Raw genomic sequence first — 20443 nt, forward strand, 5'->3', positions numbered from 1 at the left:
TTATTTTTGAAGAAAGGCTCAGATTATAAAATCTAAGCCCTGACTTTTTAACTTACACACTTTGTGGGAGAGTGTCATAAAATGCAGTTTCTGGTTCCTGAAAACGGAGTTCTGGCCAAACCAGATAATTTCAAAACAGATCATATGAATCTTGGATTCTCATTAGGTGTTCAATACAGGTGTTTCAGACGTTTTCTTTTAGCATTAGAGTACCAGCAGCATACAATGAGAAACGTTTCTTTAAAAAACAGCAGTTTGGATTTTGACATCTTTAAGACGAGTAATACCTTTGCAGAAAGAAAAATAAGTTTCGGAATTTCCTATATTATTTCCGGAAACTGATTTAAGTAAGTAAGCAGCCAATACATGATCTATTTTAAATTTCCATTCGACGAAAAACTGTATTCAACAGACGAAAATTCTTATGAAAACCATGTAAGCTTTCATTCTTTTGACGGCTTGAGCAAAGTAAACTGTAATGGGAAAATTACAGAAATCACCTCTGAGAGTTTTGAAGAAACAATAATTCCAAGTGAGCTTTTACTGCCAGATCATACTCAATATACTGCTGAAACAAAAGATGGATACATCCATAATCTGCATCAGGTAATTGATGTGATAAAAGAAAACAAGCTTCCCAAGCTGGTGTATTCAAGAAGAAAAATCTTCACAGATTTTAACGAGATTGATATAAAAGGAAGCTTCAGGAACCTTTGCCGATCTTATCCTAATGCTTTCAGGTATCTGTTAATCAACGGCGAAAATTCATGGATGGGAGCTTTTTCAGAGGTTTTAGGCAGGTTTAATAAAAACACCCATGATTTTGAAACAATGAGTCTTGCAGGAACGCTTCCTGTATCGGAAAATTGGTCAGAAAAAGAAATTGAAGAACAAAAACCGGTAACCGATTACATCCGGAATATTTTAAGCCATTTTACGGAGAATGCTGAAGAATCTGAAACATATGACCATATTTCAGGAAATATAAAACACCTCAGGACCGATTTTAAAGCTAAAATAAACCCTGAAGATCTGGACAGCCTTATTCAGGAGCTCCATCCAACACCTGCTGTCTGCGGAATCCCTAAAAAACTATGCAAGGAAAACATCCAAAACCTGGAAAAATATCCTCGGGAGTTATATGCGGGATACATTAAAATAGAAGCTGAAGATACCGTTCATTATTTTGTAAATCTGCGTTGCTGCAAACTATATCATAATTCCGTTCATGCATTTGTCGGAGGAGGCATTACCGCTCAGAGTGACCCTGAAAAGGAGTGGATCGAAACAGAGCTTAAATCTGAAGCAGTTCTTAAAAACCTTGAAATTTTATAATCAAACTATATACTCAACTGTCGTTCAATATGAAATCAATAAAAAAACCTCTTTCCTATAGAAAGAGGTTTATAATAGTTGATTAAATTTATTTTTTAACACCTATCCTACTCCATGTATCCATTACAAAAAGTAAAATAAGACCTATAACTGCTGAAGCGATTGAAAATACAAACTTCAGGTTATCTTCAGACAAAATATCCGTTTGCCAGTCTAAAGCATAAAGATTGATGGCAATAAAAACGATAAACAGTATTAAAAATACTTTATAAAACTTCTGCATAATGCTTAAAAATTAATATAATTCTGTACCAGTTGGGCAAAATTCGCGGTAAACAATTTAATGGAAATCGCTAATAAGATGATCCCGAAAACCTTTTGCAGGATGGCCAATGTAGCCTCTCCCATTTTATTTTCCAGCCACTTAGCTGATTTCAGCACCAAATATACAAAAATTGTATTGAGAATAATCCCAAAAATAATATTAATATCATGAAACTCAGCCCTGAGTGACAGCGTAGTTGTTAAAGTACCGGCTCCGGCAACCAACGGAAACGCAATAGGAACAATGGAAGCGGCTTTGACTTCAGTTGTTTTATGGATCTCAATGCCCAGAATCATTTCAAGCGCGATCACAAAAATTACAAATGCCCCGGCTATAGCAAAAGAATTTACATCAACCCCGATCAGTTTCAGGATTTTATTACCGACAAAAAGAAAAACCATCATGATAAGACCTGCTGTAATAGAAGCTCTACCGGCCTCAATCTGTCCGAATTTTTGCTGTAAAGTTACTACAATAGGAACAGAACCGATAATGTCAATCACCGCAAAAAGTACCATAAAACAGGTAACAATTTCTTTTATAGAAAAATCATTCAATATTTCCATGCAACTGTAATTATTAATAATTTCGCAAAAATATGAAAATAAACTGATTATTTGCTAATCCGTGAATACAAATTAACAATTGATCTTAAAAGTTCCTCTATGCCTTCAGAAGATTTTACCGGTGTATATTTCTCGATCTGGATTTTTTGTGACAGCGATGTATATTCCTCGGCAGTTGCAGCACCATGATTCATCTCCAAAAACTTTCTGAAATCCTGAACGGAAGCCTGTGAAAATTGTTTCCTCACTTGTGTTTCCAGCTCATCATACGTACTAAAGAATTTCTGATACTCTTTATTATCCTTAAGATTTTCCAGGTAACTGAAATATTCATACACATCGGTTTTCTGCCGTTCTCTGATCTCTTCTTCTGTTTCAGATACTGAGCCTAATGATTTTAAAGGTATATTATTTTTAATTAACAGACGCTTTTTTTGCCAATTTTTAAATAGCATATACGCTAAAAATAAAGCAAGCAGGATCAGAAAATTAATCAGAAGAATATTCCAATGGAATTTAGTTTTTTCTTTTACTTTAAAAGAAGTGGTTTTCAATACAGGTGTATTTACCGTTTCCAGTAAAGTATTGGTATATTCATTTACTTTTTCCACTGTTGTTCTGGCATCCATGATCTCCTGGTGAGAAAATGCATTAACCGATAATGTTTTCTCTCCGAGATCCACATATTCTTTACTTAGCGGATTGAAAAATGCAAAATGTTCTGTTTTAATAGAAATTGCACCAGTTTTCTTAGGGATGATGATATAATTGGCTGTTATTTCCCCTTTCATTCCTTTTATTCCTGTTACAACTTTAGAAGTAATTTTTGGTGCGAAGACGTCATAATCAGCTGAGGCAGCAATTTTCGGGAGTTCAAGATTTTTAAGGTTTCCTTCTCCGCTTACTTTCACCAAAACATTCATCGGTTTTTTAACCTCTGCTTTCTCTTTAGAAGCATTGACGAATTTTACCTTAAAATTTCCGACCGCATTTTTAAAACATTCCGGCGCATCTTCAGGAAGCTTTCTAACATTGATTTTTACCTTATTGGAAACAATCCTGCTCTTCCCGGAAAAAGAATTCACTGATGCCGAAACTCCCGGCACTTCCACGTATCCGGCCTCATTGGGAAATACCATAAAAACAGCTAAAACCTGCGATGCCATATTTGCATAATCAGAAGACGGATCGATTTCAGATTTCGTAAAACTTACCGGGTACACATTAAGATTGTCCTGCTCGGGAAGATGAATATTTTTCACCTTTCTGAAGTTATCCATATTTTTTGAATATACTTTCAGAACAGCAATGGTAGGCTGATCCTGATAAACCTCACGGTCCTCAATCTCCATGTTGAGGTACACGTCTTTTGAGGTATTTGATGTTAGTGATTTTCTGTCAGTATCCTTTATAAAAAGTTCAAACGGTTCCGTTTTATAGATCTTATTATTAACTGTTACCAGGAATGAACCGACTTTTACTTTTCCTTTCTGCTTTGGTTCAAGAGCTATTCTGGTTATGTATTGTGAGATTACAGTATTGGTCTCAGGATCTACATATCCGTTGCTCATCGAGCCACTTCCGATAATATTAAATTTGGATAAATCCGGTGAGCGCAAAGGTGTTTGCTGGGCATATTCCTCACCATTCATTTCGAGAACGACGGTAAGGTTAATAATTTCTTTTCCGTTGTAGGTGCTTCTATCAGGATTTACAAAAATATTGACCTGCCCGTAAGAAATTACGGATATAAAAAGGAATATTATGTAAATGTATCTGCTCTGCATCACCAGTCTTTCTCGTTGCTTTCAGGCATCGAATAAGAATTTTTATTTAAAATTCTTTTGGCTGTTTCTTTCTCTTTGTCGCTTACTTTATTGAGTATTTGATTTTCAAGTCCTTTTGGGATTCTGCCTTCATTATTCGACTTTTGGTTTGGATCGCTTCCCTGGCCTTTGCCTTGGTTCTGCTGTCCTTGTCCCTGATCTTTCTGGTCTTTCGGACCTCCTTTCTGATCATCATTCTGCTGATCCTTACCTCCGCCTCCTTTACCGGAGTTATTTTGCTTCTGTTGCTTCTGTTGGTTTTCTTTTTCTTTCAGCTTTGCAATTTCATAATTCTTTCTGGTAGCTTCGCTGTAGGGATTTTGTTTTAGGGACTGTTTGTAAAATTCCGCTGCCTTTTCAGGCTGTTTCGTCTGCATGTATGAATTTCCCAGGTTATGAAGGGCTGCAGATTTATCGGAAAGGGTCTGGGAAAACCGTTGCGCCTTCTCAAACTCTACCTTCGCTTCTTCGTATTTCTTGCTTTTATATAATGCATTTCCCAAATTATAATGTGCTGTAAAATCTTTATCATTGGTTTTTAAAGCTTCCAGATACTTGGCAGAAGCTCCATCATAATCTTTACCATTGAATTTTTCATTGCCTTCATACACAAGTGTCCTGTAGTTTTTCTGCCCAAACAGAAAACCTGAACTTGTAAAAGCAATAATAAACGATAAAAAAAAGATTTTAGTATTCATCTAATGCAAAATTATTCCTTTATATGTTAATAAACAGCGCCTTATTTGTTAAAGTTGGGTTAAAGTATTGCGGTAATCAGGGCATTAATCATAGCTTAAATATTTAAATCTCTTTTAGGATTAAAAATATAAATCAGCATGAAGAAAAATATGGAAACCGCTAGAAAATACTGATAATAATGGTTAGCATTCTGCGATTTTACCAAAGTTTCTGAAGATCCCATTTTCTTCTGCAATGCGTCAATGATCTGAGTCGGAGCTTCATTGATGTTATTCCCGTCAATATATGTTCCTCCCGTAGCTTCTGCCATTTTTTTCAATGCGGAAGTCTGCCTCCTGGAAATTACGGTTTGTCCTGAAACATCTGTTTTATAGCCCATTAACTGGCCAAACTGATATTCGGGAATAGGAGCGCCTTCATCAGATCCTATCCCTACGGAAGTGATCATAATTCCTTCTTTGTCAGCCAATTTTACAGCTGCCTCATCATTGCCTTCATTATCTTCCCCATCACTTAACAGCACGACCTTCCTGGCATTTTTACTTACATTTTTAAATTTATCTGAAGCAATCTTCATGGCGTTCAGGAAATCAGTTCCCTGAATCTGCATCGTATTTGTTTCAATTCCGCCGATATAGGTTTCTGCTGAATTATAATCCGTAGTCAGCGGCATAATGGAACTTGCCTGTCCTGCAAAAATTACGATGCCCACCTTATCATTTTTCATCTTCTGCATCGTCTGAATCATCAGGTTTTTAGCTTCTGTCAGACGACTTGGATTAATATCTTCCGAATTCATTGAATTGGAAACATCCAGCATAAAAATGACATTATTCAATTTTTGATTGGTTTTAATTTCTTCAGATCCACTAAGCAGATCAATAATTGAAAAAATTAAAAATAAAGTGGCCAATATATATAAAACCGGAAAAAATTTGGTAAAGCCCGATTTTTTCTCAAATAAATGCTCATGAAACTGTGCATCAGCAAAAATCTGCCTCTTTTTATTTTTCCATTTCAGATAACGGACAAGAAAGACAGCCAACAGCGGTAAAAGCAGCAACAGCAATACATACCAATAATTTCCCAAATACCAATCCATCAGCTTAAAATTTTATAAAACACCCACCTTAATAATGCATCTATGAACAGAACCCCTAAAGCAATCCACAGAAAAATCTTAAAATATTCCTGATAATTAAACAGCCTGGATACTTTCACATCTGATTTTTCCAGCCGGTTGATTTCATCATACACTTCTTCCAGGCTGCTGTTGGAAGTTGCCCTGAAATATTTACCACCGGTCATCTGGGCCACTTCCCTGAGAACAGGCTCATCAATCTTCACTTCTGTTTCTGTAAAAACCAAATCTCCAAAGATATCGGTCTGAGTAGGCATTAAAGCATATCCGTTCGTTCCGATTCCGATAGAATATACTTTTATATTGTTATTTTTTGCCAGTTCCGCAGCAATAGCAGGCGGCATGGCATTTTCAATGGTGTTGACACCATCGGTCATCAAAATAATAATCTTACTTTTTGCCTTGCTGTTCTTCAGGTGATTGACAGCAACAGATAATCCTTCACCAATCGCCGTGCCCGGTTCCAATTCCAAAGGATTGAGGTTCTGAAGTTCATCCACAACCACCTGATGGTCGGATGTTACGGGAACCTTTGTAAAGGCTTCTCCTGAATATGTTACCAAACCGATTCTGTCATTCGGACGCTTTTCTACAAATTTGATCGCAATGTTCTTTAGAGCTGTCAAACGGTCAGGAGTCAGATCTTTTGCGAGCATACTCAGCGAAACGTCTACAGAAAGCATAATATCAATTCCTTTTGTATCGTCCCTATCCTGGGAAACAGTAAAAGTCCTTGGTCTTGCCATTGCAATAATCAGCGCAGAAAGAATGATATATTTTGATATTTTAAGGAAAAACATCACCATATGTATTCCGCTGCTGTCAGCCATATTCTTAACAGTTGGCACTTTGATCCCTTTTCTTTTCTGTATACTTATATCCCTGAACAATAAAGGAATAAACAATACGAAAAGTAACAAAAACCACGGACTGTAAAATTCAAAATCAAACATCTTTCCTCAGATTTTCAAATTCAAGATCTTTCGATGATCTTTTTACAAAATTTCTGATGTCCGCAAAATCTTTTTCCATCGTCTGCTGATCCGGGAATGTTTTTGCAAATTTCACCAGGTCACCTCTTACAAATACCTCTTCCACTACTTTTTCGTTCTCCTGAGAGATGGTGTTGTTTTTCTTCATCAGATCAACTAAATCATCAGTCAGCAAAACGTCGGCAGGCAGGCGGTACTGTTTCGCAATAAATTTTCTGGAAATATCTATCAGCTCCACGTAGAATGAACGATAGTCGCCACTTTCCACATATTTTTTCTTTTTAAGGGAATCCAGCTCCTTTAAGGTCTGATTGGTTGCCACAACAGGTGAATCTTTTGATTTCCTCCCATGTTTTATAAACATAAAAATAGCGATAATCAGTGCGATTACTGCAATTGCTGCGAGAATATAAAACTTATAGAGTTGCCAGTAGTCTGTTACTTCCAGCTTTACCTCTTTGTTATTCATGATATCATTAATCGGATCCGTCTTTTGAGCGGTATTGATCACTTCAATTTCATAAGGAATGGTTTTTAATATTTTTCCTCCAACCTTAAATTCAAGTTCCGGAATGGTAAATTTACCTTCATCAAATACAGCAAAATCAATCCTTCTGTAATAAACCTCCTGAGTCTGTGCAATACTGTCTTTAACCTCTTCGAAATGAAAAGGAAGAAGTTCATTTTCAGGAGCGGCAGAAACTTTTTCATGATGAAGATTATTAATCGTTACAACGATGTGGTTGACTTCTCCCAAAGCAATGGTTTTCTTCTCAACACTGGAAGAAAGGATCTGTGAAAAAGCATTTGCACAGATTAAAAAACAAAATATAAAGAGTATTTTTTTCAATTTTATAATTGTTCAAAGTTTAAGATTCGAAAATTAAAGTTTGAAACCAGTTTCTAAGATCTGATGTCCGGCTTCTGATTTATTTTTTCTGAAAATAATTATACAGGAGTCTCGAGTAATCCGAACCTGTATTGATATTTATAAAACTTGCTGAGCTATTGGCAAAATCTTCTTCCAGAGCTTTTAACTTCTGCTTCTGAGCCTCTGCAAAAGTATATCTCCAGCGCGCGCTGGAAGTATTAGCCCAAACCTGTCTTCCTGTCTCGGCATCATAAAGTAACGTATATCCCACATCAGGAATTTCATTGTCTTTTTCGTCAAAAACCCGCATTCCAAGCAGCTGATGTTTCTTAGAAGCCACTCTAAGCATTTTAGAATCATAATCATCTTCAAAGTCTGAGAATAGGAAAACAAGTGATTTTTTTTTAAAGATTCCCATCATGTATTCCAATGCCTTATCCATCTTGGATTCTGCAGGAACATAGGCCGCCGTAAGGATATTGCTGATGATGGAAAGAATATGCTTCCTTCCTTTTTGTGGCGGTATTACTTTATACACTTTATCGGCAAATAAAATCAATCCCACTTTATCATTATTGCCCGCTGCCGAAAAGCCTAAGCTTGCCGCAATTTCTGCTACGTATTCCCTCTTAAGCTGGTTCTTTGTCCCATAGTCCATTGAAGCGGAAATATCTACCATCAACATCATCGTCAATTCCCTCTCTTCTTCCATCACCTTTACAAACGGTTCACGGAAACGTGCTGTCTTGTTCCAGTCAATCCTCCGGATTTCATCTCCGAACTGATATGGACGAACTTCTGAAAAAGTCATTCCCTGGCCTTTAAAAGCGCTGTGATACTGTCCCATTAAAGTAGCTTCCGTCTTTTTACGGGTACGTATTTCGATCTGCTTTACTTTTTTTACAATATCTTTTATCTGCATTTTCTTAGATTGCGTATCTCTTTAGACTTTCAAATTTAACTTCGTAATCCATCTTCTGACTTATTGAAAGCCGATGGAAACATTAAGCCATTCATCATCGAATTTCGGATTGTATTTTTTGTAAAAGTTAATAGCTGATTCATTCCAGTTCAAAACCTGGAAAACCATGCCGCTGTATTGATTTGATTTCCCATATTCCAATGTTGCTTCAAATAATTTTTTCCCGATCTGCTTTCCTCTTAATTTTTCCGTAACGACAAGATCTTCCAAATATAATCTCCGCCCTTTCCAGGTTGAATACCGGTCATAATATAACGAAATCCCGACAATACTTCCGTTTATCTCAGCAACAAATGCTCCCCATACCGGCGAATTTCCGAATCCATCCTCAACAAATTGTTCCAGCGTTAAAGTAACTTCATGCAAAGCTTTCTCATAATCAGCAAGCTCTTTAACCAGCTCCAGCATGGCAGCACAATCTTCATAAACTGCCTTTCTGATTAATACCTCGTCCATTACGGAGCCTGGATTTTTGCCAAAATCCTGCTGATAATTTCTTCTGTTGAAATATTTTCAGCCTCAGCTTCGAAAGTCAGCCCGATTCTATGCCTTAAAACGTCATTAGCCAGCGACTTTACATCTTCAGGAATTACAAATGCCCTTCCTTTCAGGAAAGCATAGGCTCTTGATGCAATAGCCAGATTAATGGACGCTCTTGGTGAGGCACCAAAACTAATGTAATTTTTAAGTTCAGCAAGACCGTAATTTTCAGGATAACGGGTCGCAAAAACCATATCCAGAATATATTTCTCAATTTTTTCATCGAGATAAATCTGATTGATGAGCTCTTTAGCCTCCACGATATGTTGCAGGGAAATCACCGGTTTGATCACCGGCTGATGCGAAGTGGAAACCATCCTCATCACAGTTCTTTCATCTTCAAACTTAGGATAGTCAATGGTGCACTTTAGCATAAAACGGTCGCTTTGGGCTTCCGGAAGAAGGTAAGTCCCTTCTTGGTCAATCGGGTTTTGGGTTGCCAATACCAAGAATGGCTTTGGAAGCTTCATGGTTTCGTCGCCTATAGTCACCTGCTTTTCCTGCATCACCTCAAGAAGTGCCGACTGTACCTTTGCGGGTGCACGGTTGATCTCATCCGCCAGAACAAAATTGGCAAAAACAGGACCTTTCTTTATTGAGAAATCATTGTCTTTAATATTGAATATCATCGTTCCCACCACATCTGCAGGCAGCAGGTCCGGAGTAAACTGAATTCTTGAAAATTCACCATCGACTGCTTCGGCAAGAGTTTTAATCGCCAATGTCTTAGCTAATCCCGGAACCCCTTCCAAGAGAACATGCCCGTTACCCAGAAGACCTACCAGCAGGCGGTCTATCATATATTCCTGGCCGATGATAATTTTATTGATTTCCTGTCTAAGGCGGGAAAAATAATAGTTTGCTTCTTTTATCTGTTCCGTGAGCTGACGGATGTCTTCAGCCTGATTAATCTCTGACATATCTTGATTTAAAATAATGGGTAAATTTCCAATAAATACCTGCATTAATCAACACAATTAATGCCATATTTGAGTTAAAGTTTGTTAAATATTCCGGGATTGATGCAAGATCGAAAATCAGGATACTCTAAATAAACAACTCTATAATTTTATTTTTTCATAAAAAAATATAAATTTGTTTCCATTACCCTTTTAAAAATTGTCATTTCCAGTTTATTAAACTATTTTTGGTGATTAAATTTTTGCAAAATGAATTATCATTTTCAAGCACACAGACAGGTAAGGAAAAATCTTCTGAACATTTTACAGGATACTTCCCATGAAGACCTGCTGTTTATCCCGGACGGTTTTAACAATAATATATACTGGAACATCGCCCATACGGTTGCCACACAGCAGCTGCTACACTATTATCTAAGCGGGAATCCCTTCAGAATTGATAAATACTGGATTGAAACTTATAAAAAGGGGACGCTGCCAAACCTGAATGTGCAAAAATCAGAAGTAGAAGATCTGGAGTTTCTATTAACAGAAACCTCAAAGATCCTGATGAAAGATTATGACAGTGATTTCTTTTCAGATTACACACCTTATACCACGAGTTTCGGAATGGATTTGAAAAGTATTCAGGATGCAATTATTTTTAACAATATGCATGAATGCCTTCATTACGGGTATGTGATGTCTCAGAAAAGAGCCATTTTAGGAGAAAAATATTAATTATGTCTGTAAGAGGAAGTTTTTATTTTAAAATAACAGTAACGGGAAATTTAATCGGAGAATACTTTAACAATTACAGTAATGTATCTCTTTCTAAAAGTGCTAACAGAATTAATCCAGGAATAGGTTTTGTGGGGCAATATGTTACCTCTTGGAGTGAAAATCAAACAAGTGCAGAAATAAATAAACTAACAATTGAAGAGATTTCTACCAATATGTTCAAATTAATCTGGACGGATATGAATGGAAAGGAAACATTTCACGGGAAAGCCTCTCTTCTAGAAAAAAATATAATTTACGGATATTACTCTGGAGAACAATTTATACAAGAACATTAATGGAAAATAACGATAAAAAAGACGATTTTATTTTCGGGTTGCGTCCCGTGATTGAAGCTATTGAATCAGGAAAAACAATTGACAAAATATTTGTTCAGAATGCTTTGCAGGGAGATATTTATGCCGAGCTTAAAGCCATCTTAGCCAAAAATAAAATTCGTCCCAACTATGTTCCGGTTGAAAAACTGAACCGTTTCACGCGAAAAAACCACCAGGGTGTAGTGGCTTTTATTTCAGATGTTCCGTTTCACAAAATAGAAGATATTGTTCCTCAATTATTTGAAGAAGGGAAAACACCTTTTTTATTAATCCTTGACCGCCTCACTGATGTCAGGAATTTCGGAGCCATCTGCAGAACGGCAGAATGTGTCGGGGTTGACGCGGTTATTATCCCTGAAAAAGGAGCTGCACCTATTAATTCCGATGCGATAAAAACTTCTGCTGGCGCGCTTTATAATGTAAAAATCTGCAAGGCGCCTAATCTTGCACATGTAGTTGATTACCTTCAGCAGAGCGGAATTTCTGTATTTGCAGCGAGTGAAAAGGCTCAGAAATTAATTTATGATGTAGATTTTAAAGCACCTTGTGCTGTGGTAATGGGAAATGAGGAAACCGGAATCTCCAAAGAAGTACTCCATCATTCAGATGAGAAAATAAAATTACCGATTGAAGGAAAGACGCAGTCTCTAAATGTTTCTGTAGCCTGCGGAGCCATTTTATACGAAGCGGTACGACAGAAAATGGCAGTAGATTCCAGCTTGTAATCTTAAATTTTCAGATCCACTTAAAAGTAATAAAATTAAAAAAAATCAAATGAAAAATATAGCAGCATTAGCGCTTATCTCGACCATAGCTTTAGTTTCATGCAATAAAAAAGAAACAACCAAAACCACCAAAGTAGATCCTAAAACAGGGAAAACAATTACGGTAGAAGTTCCGGCTGATTCTGTTGCAAAAGTAGAAGCAAACCCCGCTATAAAAGATTCTGCAGGCATTTATACCCAGACTTTTAAACTGGAAAAAGGAAAAACCTATCCTTTAACCACTTACCAGAGAGATACCAAGACAATGACCGATCCTAAAGGGAAAACCCTGAACGGGACAAGCGAATCTACCGATGAAATGACTTTCACAGTGAATGATATTAAAGGAAACGTATATGATATTACCCTGAACCTTATTGCTAAAAGAAATTCCCAGTCAGCAGACGGAAAAACCATTGTTGTGGATACCAAGTTACCAATTCCTAAAGAGGATGACCTGAAAATGATCTGGAATATTAACAAAGCCCTGACCGGAAATAAACTGAGCATGAAGATGGATACTAAAGGCAATGTGATCTCCATTACAGGTTTTGATGCAGTCTATACAAAAGTTTCCAATGCAGTCGGCACTCTCATAAAGGATGCCAACCAGAAAGCTAGTGTGGTGGCCAGCCTTAAAGAATCGTTCAATGAAAAAGTTCTGAAGGACCAGCTTAATAAAAACCTGACGATTATTCCTAAAAAAGGAGTAAAAGTAGGAGAAAAATGGACCAGCAGTGAAAATGCAGATGCCCAAGGTAAAGTAAAAGTCACTTCAAATTATATATTAAAAAGCGTAGGAAACGGCATTGCTGAAGTTTCCGTAACAGGAGGGATCCCTAAAAAAGAAGATAAACAAAAGCAGGGAGAAATTACCCACAGTTTAAGCAGTGAGCTGGCACAAAACGGAACGATTAAATTTGACCAGAATACAGGATGGATCAACAACCAGAATATTTCCGTAAAAACCACACAGATTGAAACCATCTCCAACGGAAAAGAATCCCAGTCGATGAAAAGCGTTTCCAATTCTTCTGTTATGGTAAATCCGTCGGCGAAATAAAAGAATTAAATTATTAAAAAAATAGCCTTGAAAAATTTATTTTATTCCGCATTATTTTTATTTTCAACTCTTGCTTATGGGCAAATAACTTTTGAAAACGGATATTTTATTGACCTTAATGGAGAGAAAAAGAATGTTTTAATAAAAAATTATGAATGGAAAAACAGTCCATCCAGTTTAGAATATAAAGTAGACGAGACTTCAGTTCCTTTACAATTAAAAATTTCTGATTTGAATGAATTCTCTGTTGGAAATCAGAAATATATAGCAAAAAACGTAATGATTGATCGGTCTTCCTCTAAAATAGAATACTTGTCAACATCAAAGGATTTTACAAGTAACGAAGAAAGACTTTTATTGAAGCTAATTGTTGAAGGAGATATTAGTCTTTATTCATATTCAGACGGTTCTGTTACTCGATTTTTTTATAAAAAATCAGATGATAATGAAATTAAGCCTTTGAGGTACAAGGAATATCTGGTGAATAATACACAGATTAAAAAAAATGAGGAGTATAAAAAACAATTAAATCAAATATTTATAAACAATAAAAATATTTCAGAAACCGATATTGATGGATTGTCATATAATGAGAACCAATTGAAAAAAGTTTTTAAGATCTATAATAATATAAATGATCCTGAAAAAACGAATCGAAATGGCAAGGGGAATAATTTTAATATTTATTTGAAACCGGGAATAGGCTTTTCGAATTATAAAATTTTACCACCCAGTGATAATTTGTCAATAGGAGTAAGAAAAGAAGATAAAATTATTTTTAGGGCTGCTGTAGAGCTGGAATATGTCTTACCTTTCAACAAAGGTAAATGGGCTATTTTTTTAGAACCGGCTTTCTTATCCGCAAAATTTGCTGTAACAGATTATAACAGAAGAAATTTTGAAGTAAACTATTCATCACTGCAGATTCCTTTAGGAGTAAAATATAATATGTTCATCAATCAAAGATCTAAAGTTTATGTAGCCGGCTTATTACAATATAATATGATGCTTGGTAAACATACTTTTTCTTCAGACAACAGGTCATATACAGGAGATGACCGTGTTTATCCATCCTTTGCCGCTGGTTATAATTATGATAAATTTGGTATTGAAATCAAATGGGGAGTAATTCCTCTCTTTTCCTCATCTTATTATGGACAGTATCATAATTTTGGAATGGATGGCATTAACCTTTCCGTTTCATACAAATTGTTTTAAATTTTAAAATTATGAAATATATTTTTGAGCTGGTATTAGCCGCAATTATCATTTTCTTTGTGTGGAATATTCTTAAAAGAATATTTTTCAAAACTTTTTACAGTTATAGATTTAACAATGAGAATACCAAGCAGGATATACAAGACTCAAATAAAAATAATCAAAATATCAAGTGGGATGCCGAAACCGTAGACTACGAAGAGATCAAAGAAGATAAAAAATAGATAGCCCAATTCACCCTTTCAGATCAATACCTGAAAGGGTGCTCAAATTAAAATACATGTATGTTTAAGAAAAATAAAAATCTGGTTTTCATCCTGGCAAGTTTGGTAATATTTATCATCCTTGCCTTTGTATATGCCAATCCTGTCATCAATGGAAAGCAGCTTTTCCAGCATGATATCGTACAATATCGCGGTGGTGCCAAAGAGCTTTTGGATTACAGAGCCGATACCGGAAATGAAACCTACTGGAGCGACTCCATGTTCGGAGGGATGCCAACCTATCAGATGGGAAGCCGGTTTAAAGGAGATCTTATTAAAGAAATTGATTCTAAGCTTAATTTTTTTCCAAGGCCAGTCAATTATCTTTTTCTTCTTTTCGGGGGCTTTTTTCTTTTAGGGATGGTGGCTGTCAGAAACTGGAAGTATGCTCTGCTGGGCGCTACATTTTTCGGGCTTTCCACCTATTTTTATATTGCAATTGCTGCCGGGCATAATGGCAAAATTAATACGATTGAATATTTCGCACCGCTCCTGGCCGGGATTTTACTGGTCTATATCCGGAAGCAGTACATTTGGGGATTCATTGTCACGACCCTGTTTATGGGGCTTCAGATTGCAGCGAATCACCCGCAGATGACGTATTATCTCTTCCTTGCATTAGGATTCTTATTCTTATCGGAATTGATCAGAGCGATACAGAAAAAAATAACAGTAAGGCATTTTTTAATTTCTTCAGGAATTATTGCCGCTTCATGTGTAATCGGGGTTGGAATGAATTCCCAAAGAATCATGGCCAATTCTGAATATATTAAAGAAACCGTCCGCGGAAAGCAGATACTCACCAATGACAGCCACACGGGAGGAACTTCAGGAATGGATAAGGAAAGTATGCTGATGTGGAGCTACGGAAAGCTGGAGACCCTGAATCTTTTTATTCCAAGACTGATGGGTGGAGGAAGCCAGGAACCTGAAGGTAAGGAAATGATGGAGAAAGTCCAGGCTATGGTTCAGGAAAATGTAACCTCGCAGGCTGAAATGGATAGAATCTCAAAAGGATTCGGAAGCCTGACCTACTGGGGAGACCAGCCGGGGACTTCAGGACCTGCATATCAGGGAGCCATTGTCTGTTTCCTTGCAGTGTTAGGATTCTTTTTTGCATGGAAGAAATACCGTTACTGGATCCTTGCAGCATCAATACTAACAATTTTTTTAGCCTGGGGAAGTAATTTAATGCCGGTTTCAGATTTCTTTATTGATTTTGTTCCTTTTTATAATAAATTCAGAGCACCTTCTTCTATACTGGTCATTATCGAATTGCTGTTCCCTTTGATAGCCATTATCGGATTATACAGATTCTTCACTGATGAAAAACTGACGCAGGAATACAAACAGAAAATCCTGATGTATGTAAGCGGTGGGACCTTAGGCCTGGTTTTAATCCTGTTAATCTTCGGAAAATCGTTATTAGGCTTCCATACAGAAAATGAGAAGACTTATCTTCCGCCTTTCCTGCTGGATTATCTGGTGGATGAAAGATTTAAATTATTCAGGATCGATGCGATTAAAGCATTTATCTATGTAAGCATTGCCGCCGCAGTTTTGTTCTTAAGCTTGAAGAAAAAGTTAAGTCAGAACATTGCACTTATTGTTATCGGTGTAGTCAGCTTATTTGATTTATGGTCCGTAAACAGGCGTTACTTAAATGATGAAAACTATGTTGATAAAATATTTGCTGAAAATCCTTTTCAGACGGAAAGCTCAGATCTTCTGGCAGAGAAAGTCCAGGGCAATCCTAATCTTGAACCGATTATAGCGAATGTCAATGTTAACAAGACCCTTGAAACTATTGCTGAAAAAGATAAGACCCATTACAGGATTTTTAATAATATACTGGGGACATTCAGTGAAACCAACACTTCCTATTTTAAATCTTCCATCGGCGGATATCATGCAGTGAAACTGAGAAGGTATGATGATGTCATCAATGAATATTTCCAAGTGATGGATTCTGTAAAGGTTCCTAACATCCTGAATCTTCTGAATGCAAAATATTGGGTGGTAGGCGGACCGGAACAGCCACAAGCTGTTCCCAACCCTAAAGCCAATGGAAACGCATGGTTTGTAAGCGATCTTAAATTTGCAGATTCTCCTAATCAGGAGATTAAATCCATCGGTGTTATCGACAGTAAAAAGACAGCGGTGATCTCTTCTTCCGATAAAAAGTATTTCGATGGGAAAACCGTTCAGGCAGACTCTGCGGCATTTATTAATTTAACGAAATATCAGCCGAATGAGTTGGAATTCAAAACCCAGTCTAAAACTCCGCAACTGGCCGTATTTTCTGAAATTTATTATCCTCACGGTTGGAAAATGTTCATTGACGGGAGAGAGGTTACGTATATCAAAGCAGACTATTTATTACGTGCCGTACACGTTCCTGCAGGAAGCCACAATATCAGAATGATTTTTGAACCTCAGGTGATTGAAACCGGAAAATGGATTTCTCTTCTCTGCTTCGGATTGTTTATTCTGTTAAGCGGTCTCGGAATTTATTTTATGTACCGAAAAAAAGAGAACAGAAAAGAAAGCATTGTTGAAAAGCAGTAGAATTAATACTATCATTTCTCCACTTTTTGTACTACATTCACAATAAAAGAAAGAACGTTTCTTGATTAATGGAACAGAAAAAAATCCTTATTATTACCTATTACTGGCCTCCTGCAGGAGGCCCGGGTGTTCAGAGATGGTTGAAATTTGCAAAATATCTGCCTGAATCCGGCTGGAAACCTATCATTTACACCCCTGAAAATCCAAGCTATCCCCTGATTGATGAGAACTTACTGAAAGATGTTCCTGAACATATTGAAGTGATAAAGACAAAAATATGGGAACCTTATCAGATAGCCGAAAAGCTGAATAAAAGCAATAAAAAATTCAAAGCGGGGCAATTTGATGTCGGGAAAAATCAAAGCTGGAAATCGAGACTTTCCATTTGGGTCAGAGGGAATTTTTTTATTCCCGATGCCAGGGTATTCTGGGTAAAGCCATCCGCTACATTTTTAGAGAAGTACATCAGGGAAAATAAAATTGATTTAGTCGTAACCTCCGGTCCGCCCCATTCACTGCATTTGATCGGCCTACATTTGAAAAAAGCGTTACCCACTATAAAATGGATTGCCGATTTTCGTGATCCGTGGACAGAAATTTCCTATTACAAACACCTGAAACTGACCCAACGATCTGACCAAAAACACCGGACCATGGAACGTGATGTTTTCAGGACTGCAGATATTACCTTAGCCACCAGCTATACAGACGCGGAAAATTTCCGTAAAAACGGAGCCAATGCCGTTTGTATTACCAATGGCTTCGATGAAAGCGATGCCCAAAATTCGGCGGTAAAAAACGACCAGGCAACAGACAAGTTTATCCTAAGTTATATTGGGGTTTTGGAACAACTGAGAAATCCCGAAAATCTTTGGAAAGCACTTAATGATCTGGTTCTTAATAATTCCGATTTTTCAGAAAATTTTACACTGAAATTTGCAGGAAGAATTGATGATAAAATTTTAAATTCACTTGAGAATACAAGTTTAAAAAAGCATATTTCAAACCTGGGCTACCTTTCTCATGACAAGGCCATTGAAGAAATGAAAAAGTCTTCGCTGTTACTAATCACTAACTTTCCGAATGAATCTTCCAAAGGGATCATTCCCGGGAAAATTTTTGAATATCTGGCGACAGGAAAACAAATTATTTCTTTCGGGCCAGATAAAGCGGATGTCGCTACCATATTAGATGAAACCAAAGCAGGAAAACATTTCAGTTATCAGGATACTGAGTCTATCAAAGCTTTTATTCTGGAAAAATTCGGGCTGTGGAAAAACGGTGCACTTGCTGAAAACACTCAAAGTATTGAACAGTTTTCAAGAAAGAACCTGACTAAAAAGCTGGCAGAAATTTTAGAATAAATTCATTATTTCCAGTACTAAATTCGTAAACGTATACAATCAGGTTGTTACAACTGATTTTTTTGTCAGTTATTAAAAATGATTGGTATAACTTTATATTTATAAATTAAATCGTCCACTGATCATTGACAATACCCACCAGATAATATTTTCCTTTAAATTCTTCAAATACAAGGCGAAGGCATTTCCAGTCCATCTCCGGATTGCCTTCTGATCCTTTGATGAAGTTTTCTGTAAAATCTGCTTTTGGATATATTTTAGTTAAATTATTCAGTGAATTTCCGCTGCCTTGAAATTCATTAAGGGAAACCTGTGCCGTTGCAAAATCTTTTGAATATACCCATTTGTTGAGATAATCGTTTAAGGTTGCTTTATAAAGGTCACCTGAACCATCCATTGCTCCCCAGGTGAAAATGGTTTTTGTAGGCTGGTATCTAATAAATTCATCCCGTGAAAAAATTTTATCTTCAGCTGGATTCACAAAAGCATACATGGAGAAGCGTACGCCTTTTTCAGGATGAATGAAATCTGCCAGTTTCCTGTAATTTTTATCTTTTAAAAGCTGTACAATTGCTTCATTTATTTGTTTCAAAGCTGATTCCTTTTGTCCGGTATTTACGTTTGTTTGAGAGGCCTTTGTTTCTTTTTGCATAGAATCAGATCTCTCATCATTGACAAATTTTTCAGGATTCTTTTTACAACCCATAACACAAAAAATGATCAGGGAGACAAGTATTTTTTTCATGTTGATATCTATTGGACATAAATCACCAAAATGAATGCCATTTTGTGGTACATAAAGAGACCAGAGATCTGTAATAAACGTATAGAACTTCTTATTTTAAATATGAATACTCCCTTAAGGCTTTTTTGTATTTTTACGGTATGGAAATTTTAGATATTCTTATTGTCGGAGGCGGACCCATTGGATTGAACTGTGCACTGGAAGCTCAAAACAATAACCTCTCCTACATCATTATAGAAAAAGGAACGATTGTAAATTCCCTCTACAATTACCCTTTGTATATGCGGTTTTTTTCTACTGCCGACAAACTGGAGATTGCCGAAATTCCTTTCATTTCAGCAGCTCCAAAACCCGGACGGCAGGAAGCACTGGAGTATTACCAGGGAATTGCCCGGCAAAGAAATCTGAATATTAAGTTATATGAAAAAGTTTTGCAGATCAGTAATAAAGATGGTGTATTCGAAATACAAACTTCAAAATCCCGATATCTGGCAAAAAATGTAGTGATCTCAACAGGATTCTATGACATGCCGAATATGATGAATATTCCCGGAGAACATTTGCCTAAAGTAAAACACTATTATACGGAGCCGTATCCATATGCCAGGCAAAAAATTGTAGTGGTCGGGTCAAGCAATTCTTCAGTAGATGCAGCTTTGGAAACGTATAGGAAGGGAGCTGAAGTAACCATGATTATCCGTCATTCTGAAATTTCCGAAAACGTAAAATATTGGGTAAAACCGGATATCGAAAACAGAATTGCTGAAGGGACTATTACCGCCCATTTCAATGCTCAGATAACGGAAATCAAAGAACGTTCTGTCCTGTTCAGAAATGAAAAAGGAGAAATCCATGAAATTGAAAATGATTTTGTCCTGGCCATGACCGGCTATCTCCCTGACTTTAATTTCCTGAAAGATGCCGGAATTGAACTCGAGAATGATTGTCTAAAACCATTCTACAATCCTGAAACCATGGAAACCAATGTAAAAAATCTTTATCTTGCAGGCGTTGTTTGTGGCGGAAAAGACACCCATCTCTGGTTTATAGAAAACTCCAGGATTCATGCAAAAATGATTGTGCAGGACATTGTTGCTGAAGGTTGAAATTCACCATAGTATTAACCGGTATATTTATTTTTTACCCACACATATCAATAACCTT

The 20443-nt window shown here is 36.7% G+C and carries 22 protein-coding genes; 11 read left to right on the plus strand and 11 right to left on the minus strand.

What is annotated here, in order from left to right; genetic code table 11:
• Positions 1–63 precede the first annotated feature (63 nt).
• Together MKJ01_RS14075 and MKJ01_RS14080 are read left to right on the plus strand one after the other, a co-directional pair.
• Positions 64–342, plus strand: coding sequence for a hypothetical protein (locus MKJ01_RS14075; protein ID WP_241614797.1), 279 nt, complete (start codon positions 64–66; stop codon positions 340–342).
• A gap of 24 nt (positions 343–366) precedes the next feature.
• Complete coding sequence (locus MKJ01_RS14080; RefSeq protein WP_241614796.1) at positions 367–1335, plus strand: chorismate-binding protein; 969 nt, start codon at positions 367–369, stop codon at positions 1333–1335.
• A gap of 88 nt (positions 1336–1423) precedes the next feature.
• Here the strand turns inward: MKJ01_RS14080 and MKJ01_RS14085 are convergent, their stop codons facing one another.
• From MKJ01_RS14085 to MKJ01_RS14130, 10 genes are all read right to left on the minus strand, one after another.
• Positions 1424–1618 (minus strand): hypothetical protein, encoded by a 195-nt coding sequence (locus MKJ01_RS14085; protein ID WP_241614795.1) that lies wholly within the window; start codon positions 1616–1618, stop codon positions 1424–1426.
• 5 nt (positions 1619–1623) lie between these two features.
• Complete coding sequence (locus tag MKJ01_RS14090) at positions 1624–2226, minus strand: MarC family protein (RefSeq protein ID WP_241614794.1); 603 nt, start codon at positions 2224–2226, stop codon at positions 1624–1626.
• 47 nt (positions 2227–2273) lie between these two features.
• A complete protein-coding gene (locus tag MKJ01_RS14095; RefSeq protein ID WP_241614793.1) occupies positions 2274–4013 on the minus strand; it encodes a BatD family protein in 1740 nt (579 codons plus the stop codon).
• Positions 4013–4750: a tetratricopeptide repeat protein gene (locus MKJ01_RS14100; RefSeq protein WP_241614792.1), complete on the minus strand. Its 738-nt coding sequence runs from the start codon at positions 4748–4750 to the stop codon at positions 4013–4015. Before MKJ01_RS14100 ends, MKJ01_RS14095 begins: the two co-directional genes overlap by 1 nt.
• A 95-nt stretch (positions 4751–4845) precedes the next feature.
• The gene (locus tag MKJ01_RS14105; RefSeq protein WP_241614791.1) at positions 4846–5853 is read right to left on the minus strand and encodes a VWA domain-containing protein; all 1008 of its coding nucleotides are present in this window, start codon (positions 5851–5853) and stop codon (positions 4846–4848) included.
• The gene (locus MKJ01_RS14110; protein ID WP_241614790.1) at positions 5853–6845 is read right to left on the minus strand and encodes a VWA domain-containing protein; all 993 of its coding nucleotides are present in this window, start codon (positions 6843–6845) and stop codon (positions 5853–5855) included. Before MKJ01_RS14110 ends, MKJ01_RS14105 begins: the two co-directional genes overlap by 1 nt.
• Entirely contained in the window at positions 6838–7740 is a 903-nt protein-coding gene (locus MKJ01_RS14115; RefSeq protein ID WP_241632668.1) for a BatD family protein, read from the minus strand. Before MKJ01_RS14115 ends, MKJ01_RS14110 begins: the two co-directional genes overlap by 8 nt.
• A 73-nt stretch (positions 7741–7813) precedes the next feature.
• Positions 7814–8677 carry a DUF58 domain-containing protein gene (locus MKJ01_RS14120; protein ID WP_241614788.1) on the minus strand — a complete coding sequence of 288 codons (864 nt, stop codon included), beginning with the start codon at positions 8675–8677 and terminating at the stop codon, positions 7814–7816.
• Between the two features lie 60 nt (positions 8678–8737).
• Positions 8738–9193: a GNAT family N-acetyltransferase gene (locus tag MKJ01_RS14125; protein ID WP_241614787.1), complete on the minus strand. Its 456-nt coding sequence runs from the start codon at positions 9191–9193 to the stop codon at positions 8738–8740.
• Positions 9193–10197 (minus strand): MoxR family ATPase, encoded by a 1005-nt coding sequence (locus MKJ01_RS14130; RefSeq protein WP_241614786.1) that lies wholly within the window; start codon positions 10195–10197, stop codon positions 9193–9195. The genes MKJ01_RS14125 and MKJ01_RS14130 overlap by 1 nt, the downstream gene beginning before the upstream one ends.
• Positions 10198–10446: 249 nt before the next feature.
• Here MKJ01_RS14130 and MKJ01_RS14135 point away from each other — a divergent pair, with 249 nt between their 5' ends.
• The 8 genes from MKJ01_RS14135 (at position 10447) to MKJ01_RS14170 (ending at position 18534) form a co-directional block, all read left to right on the plus strand.
• Entirely contained in the window at positions 10447–10917 is a 471-nt protein-coding gene (locus tag MKJ01_RS14135; protein WP_241614785.1) for a DinB family protein, read from the plus strand.
• A gap of 2 nt (positions 10918–10919) precedes the next feature.
• Positions 10920–11255 carry a hypothetical protein gene (locus MKJ01_RS14140; protein ID WP_241614784.1) on the plus strand — a complete coding sequence of 112 codons (336 nt, stop codon included), beginning with the start codon at positions 10920–10922 and terminating at the stop codon, positions 11253–11255.
• Positions 11255–12019: a 23S rRNA (guanosine(2251)-2'-O)-methyltransferase RlmB gene (gene rlmB, locus MKJ01_RS14145; protein ID WP_241614783.1), complete on the plus strand. Its 765-nt coding sequence runs from the start codon at positions 11255–11257 to the stop codon at positions 12017–12019. Before MKJ01_RS14140 ends, rlmB begins: the two co-directional genes overlap by 1 nt.
• Positions 12020–12068: 49 nt before the next feature.
• Positions 12069–13121 (plus strand): DUF6263 family protein, encoded by a 1053-nt coding sequence (locus MKJ01_RS14150; protein ID WP_241614782.1) that lies wholly within the window; start codon positions 12069–12071, stop codon positions 13119–13121.
• A gap of 27 nt (positions 13122–13148) precedes the next feature.
• The gene (locus tag MKJ01_RS14155; RefSeq protein WP_241614781.1) at positions 13149–14339 is read left to right on the plus strand and encodes a hypothetical protein; all 1191 of its coding nucleotides are present in this window, start codon (positions 13149–13151) and stop codon (positions 14337–14339) included.
• An 11-nt stretch (positions 14340–14350) separates the two neighbouring features.
• Positions 14351–14563, plus strand: a complete 213-nt coding sequence (locus tag MKJ01_RS14160) for a hypothetical protein (RefSeq protein ID WP_241614780.1) — start codon at positions 14351–14353, stop codon at positions 14561–14563.
• 60 nt (positions 14564–14623) lie between these two features.
• Positions 14624–17170 carry a YfhO family protein gene (locus MKJ01_RS14165; protein WP_241614779.1) on the plus strand — a complete coding sequence of 849 codons (2547 nt, stop codon included), beginning with the start codon at positions 14624–14626 and terminating at the stop codon, positions 17168–17170.
• A 68-nt stretch (positions 17171–17238) separates the two neighbouring features.
• Entirely contained in the window at positions 17239–18534 is a 1296-nt protein-coding gene (locus MKJ01_RS14170; RefSeq protein WP_241614778.1) for a hypothetical protein, read from the plus strand.
• Positions 18535–18640: 106 nt separating this feature from the next.
• On the opposite strand, the gene MKJ01_RS14175 is transcribed toward MKJ01_RS14170, so the two are convergent.
• On the minus strand, positions 18641–19279 hold the full coding sequence (locus MKJ01_RS14175) for a hypothetical protein (protein ID WP_241614777.1): 639 nt from the start codon (positions 19277–19279) through the stop codon (positions 18641–18643).
• 140 nt (positions 19280–19419) lie between these two features.
• Here MKJ01_RS14175 and MKJ01_RS14180 point away from each other — a divergent pair, with 140 nt between their 5' ends.
• Positions 19420–20385 (plus strand): YpdA family putative bacillithiol disulfide reductase, encoded by a 966-nt coding sequence (locus MKJ01_RS14180; protein ID WP_241614776.1) that lies wholly within the window; start codon positions 19420–19422, stop codon positions 20383–20385.
• Positions 20386–20443: the final 58 nt, after the last annotated feature.

It is taken from the genome of Chryseobacterium sp. SSA4.19 (genome assembly GCF_022601875.1).
Classification (GTDB): domain Bacteria; phylum Bacteroidota; class Bacteroidia; order Flavobacteriales; family Weeksellaceae; genus Chryseobacterium.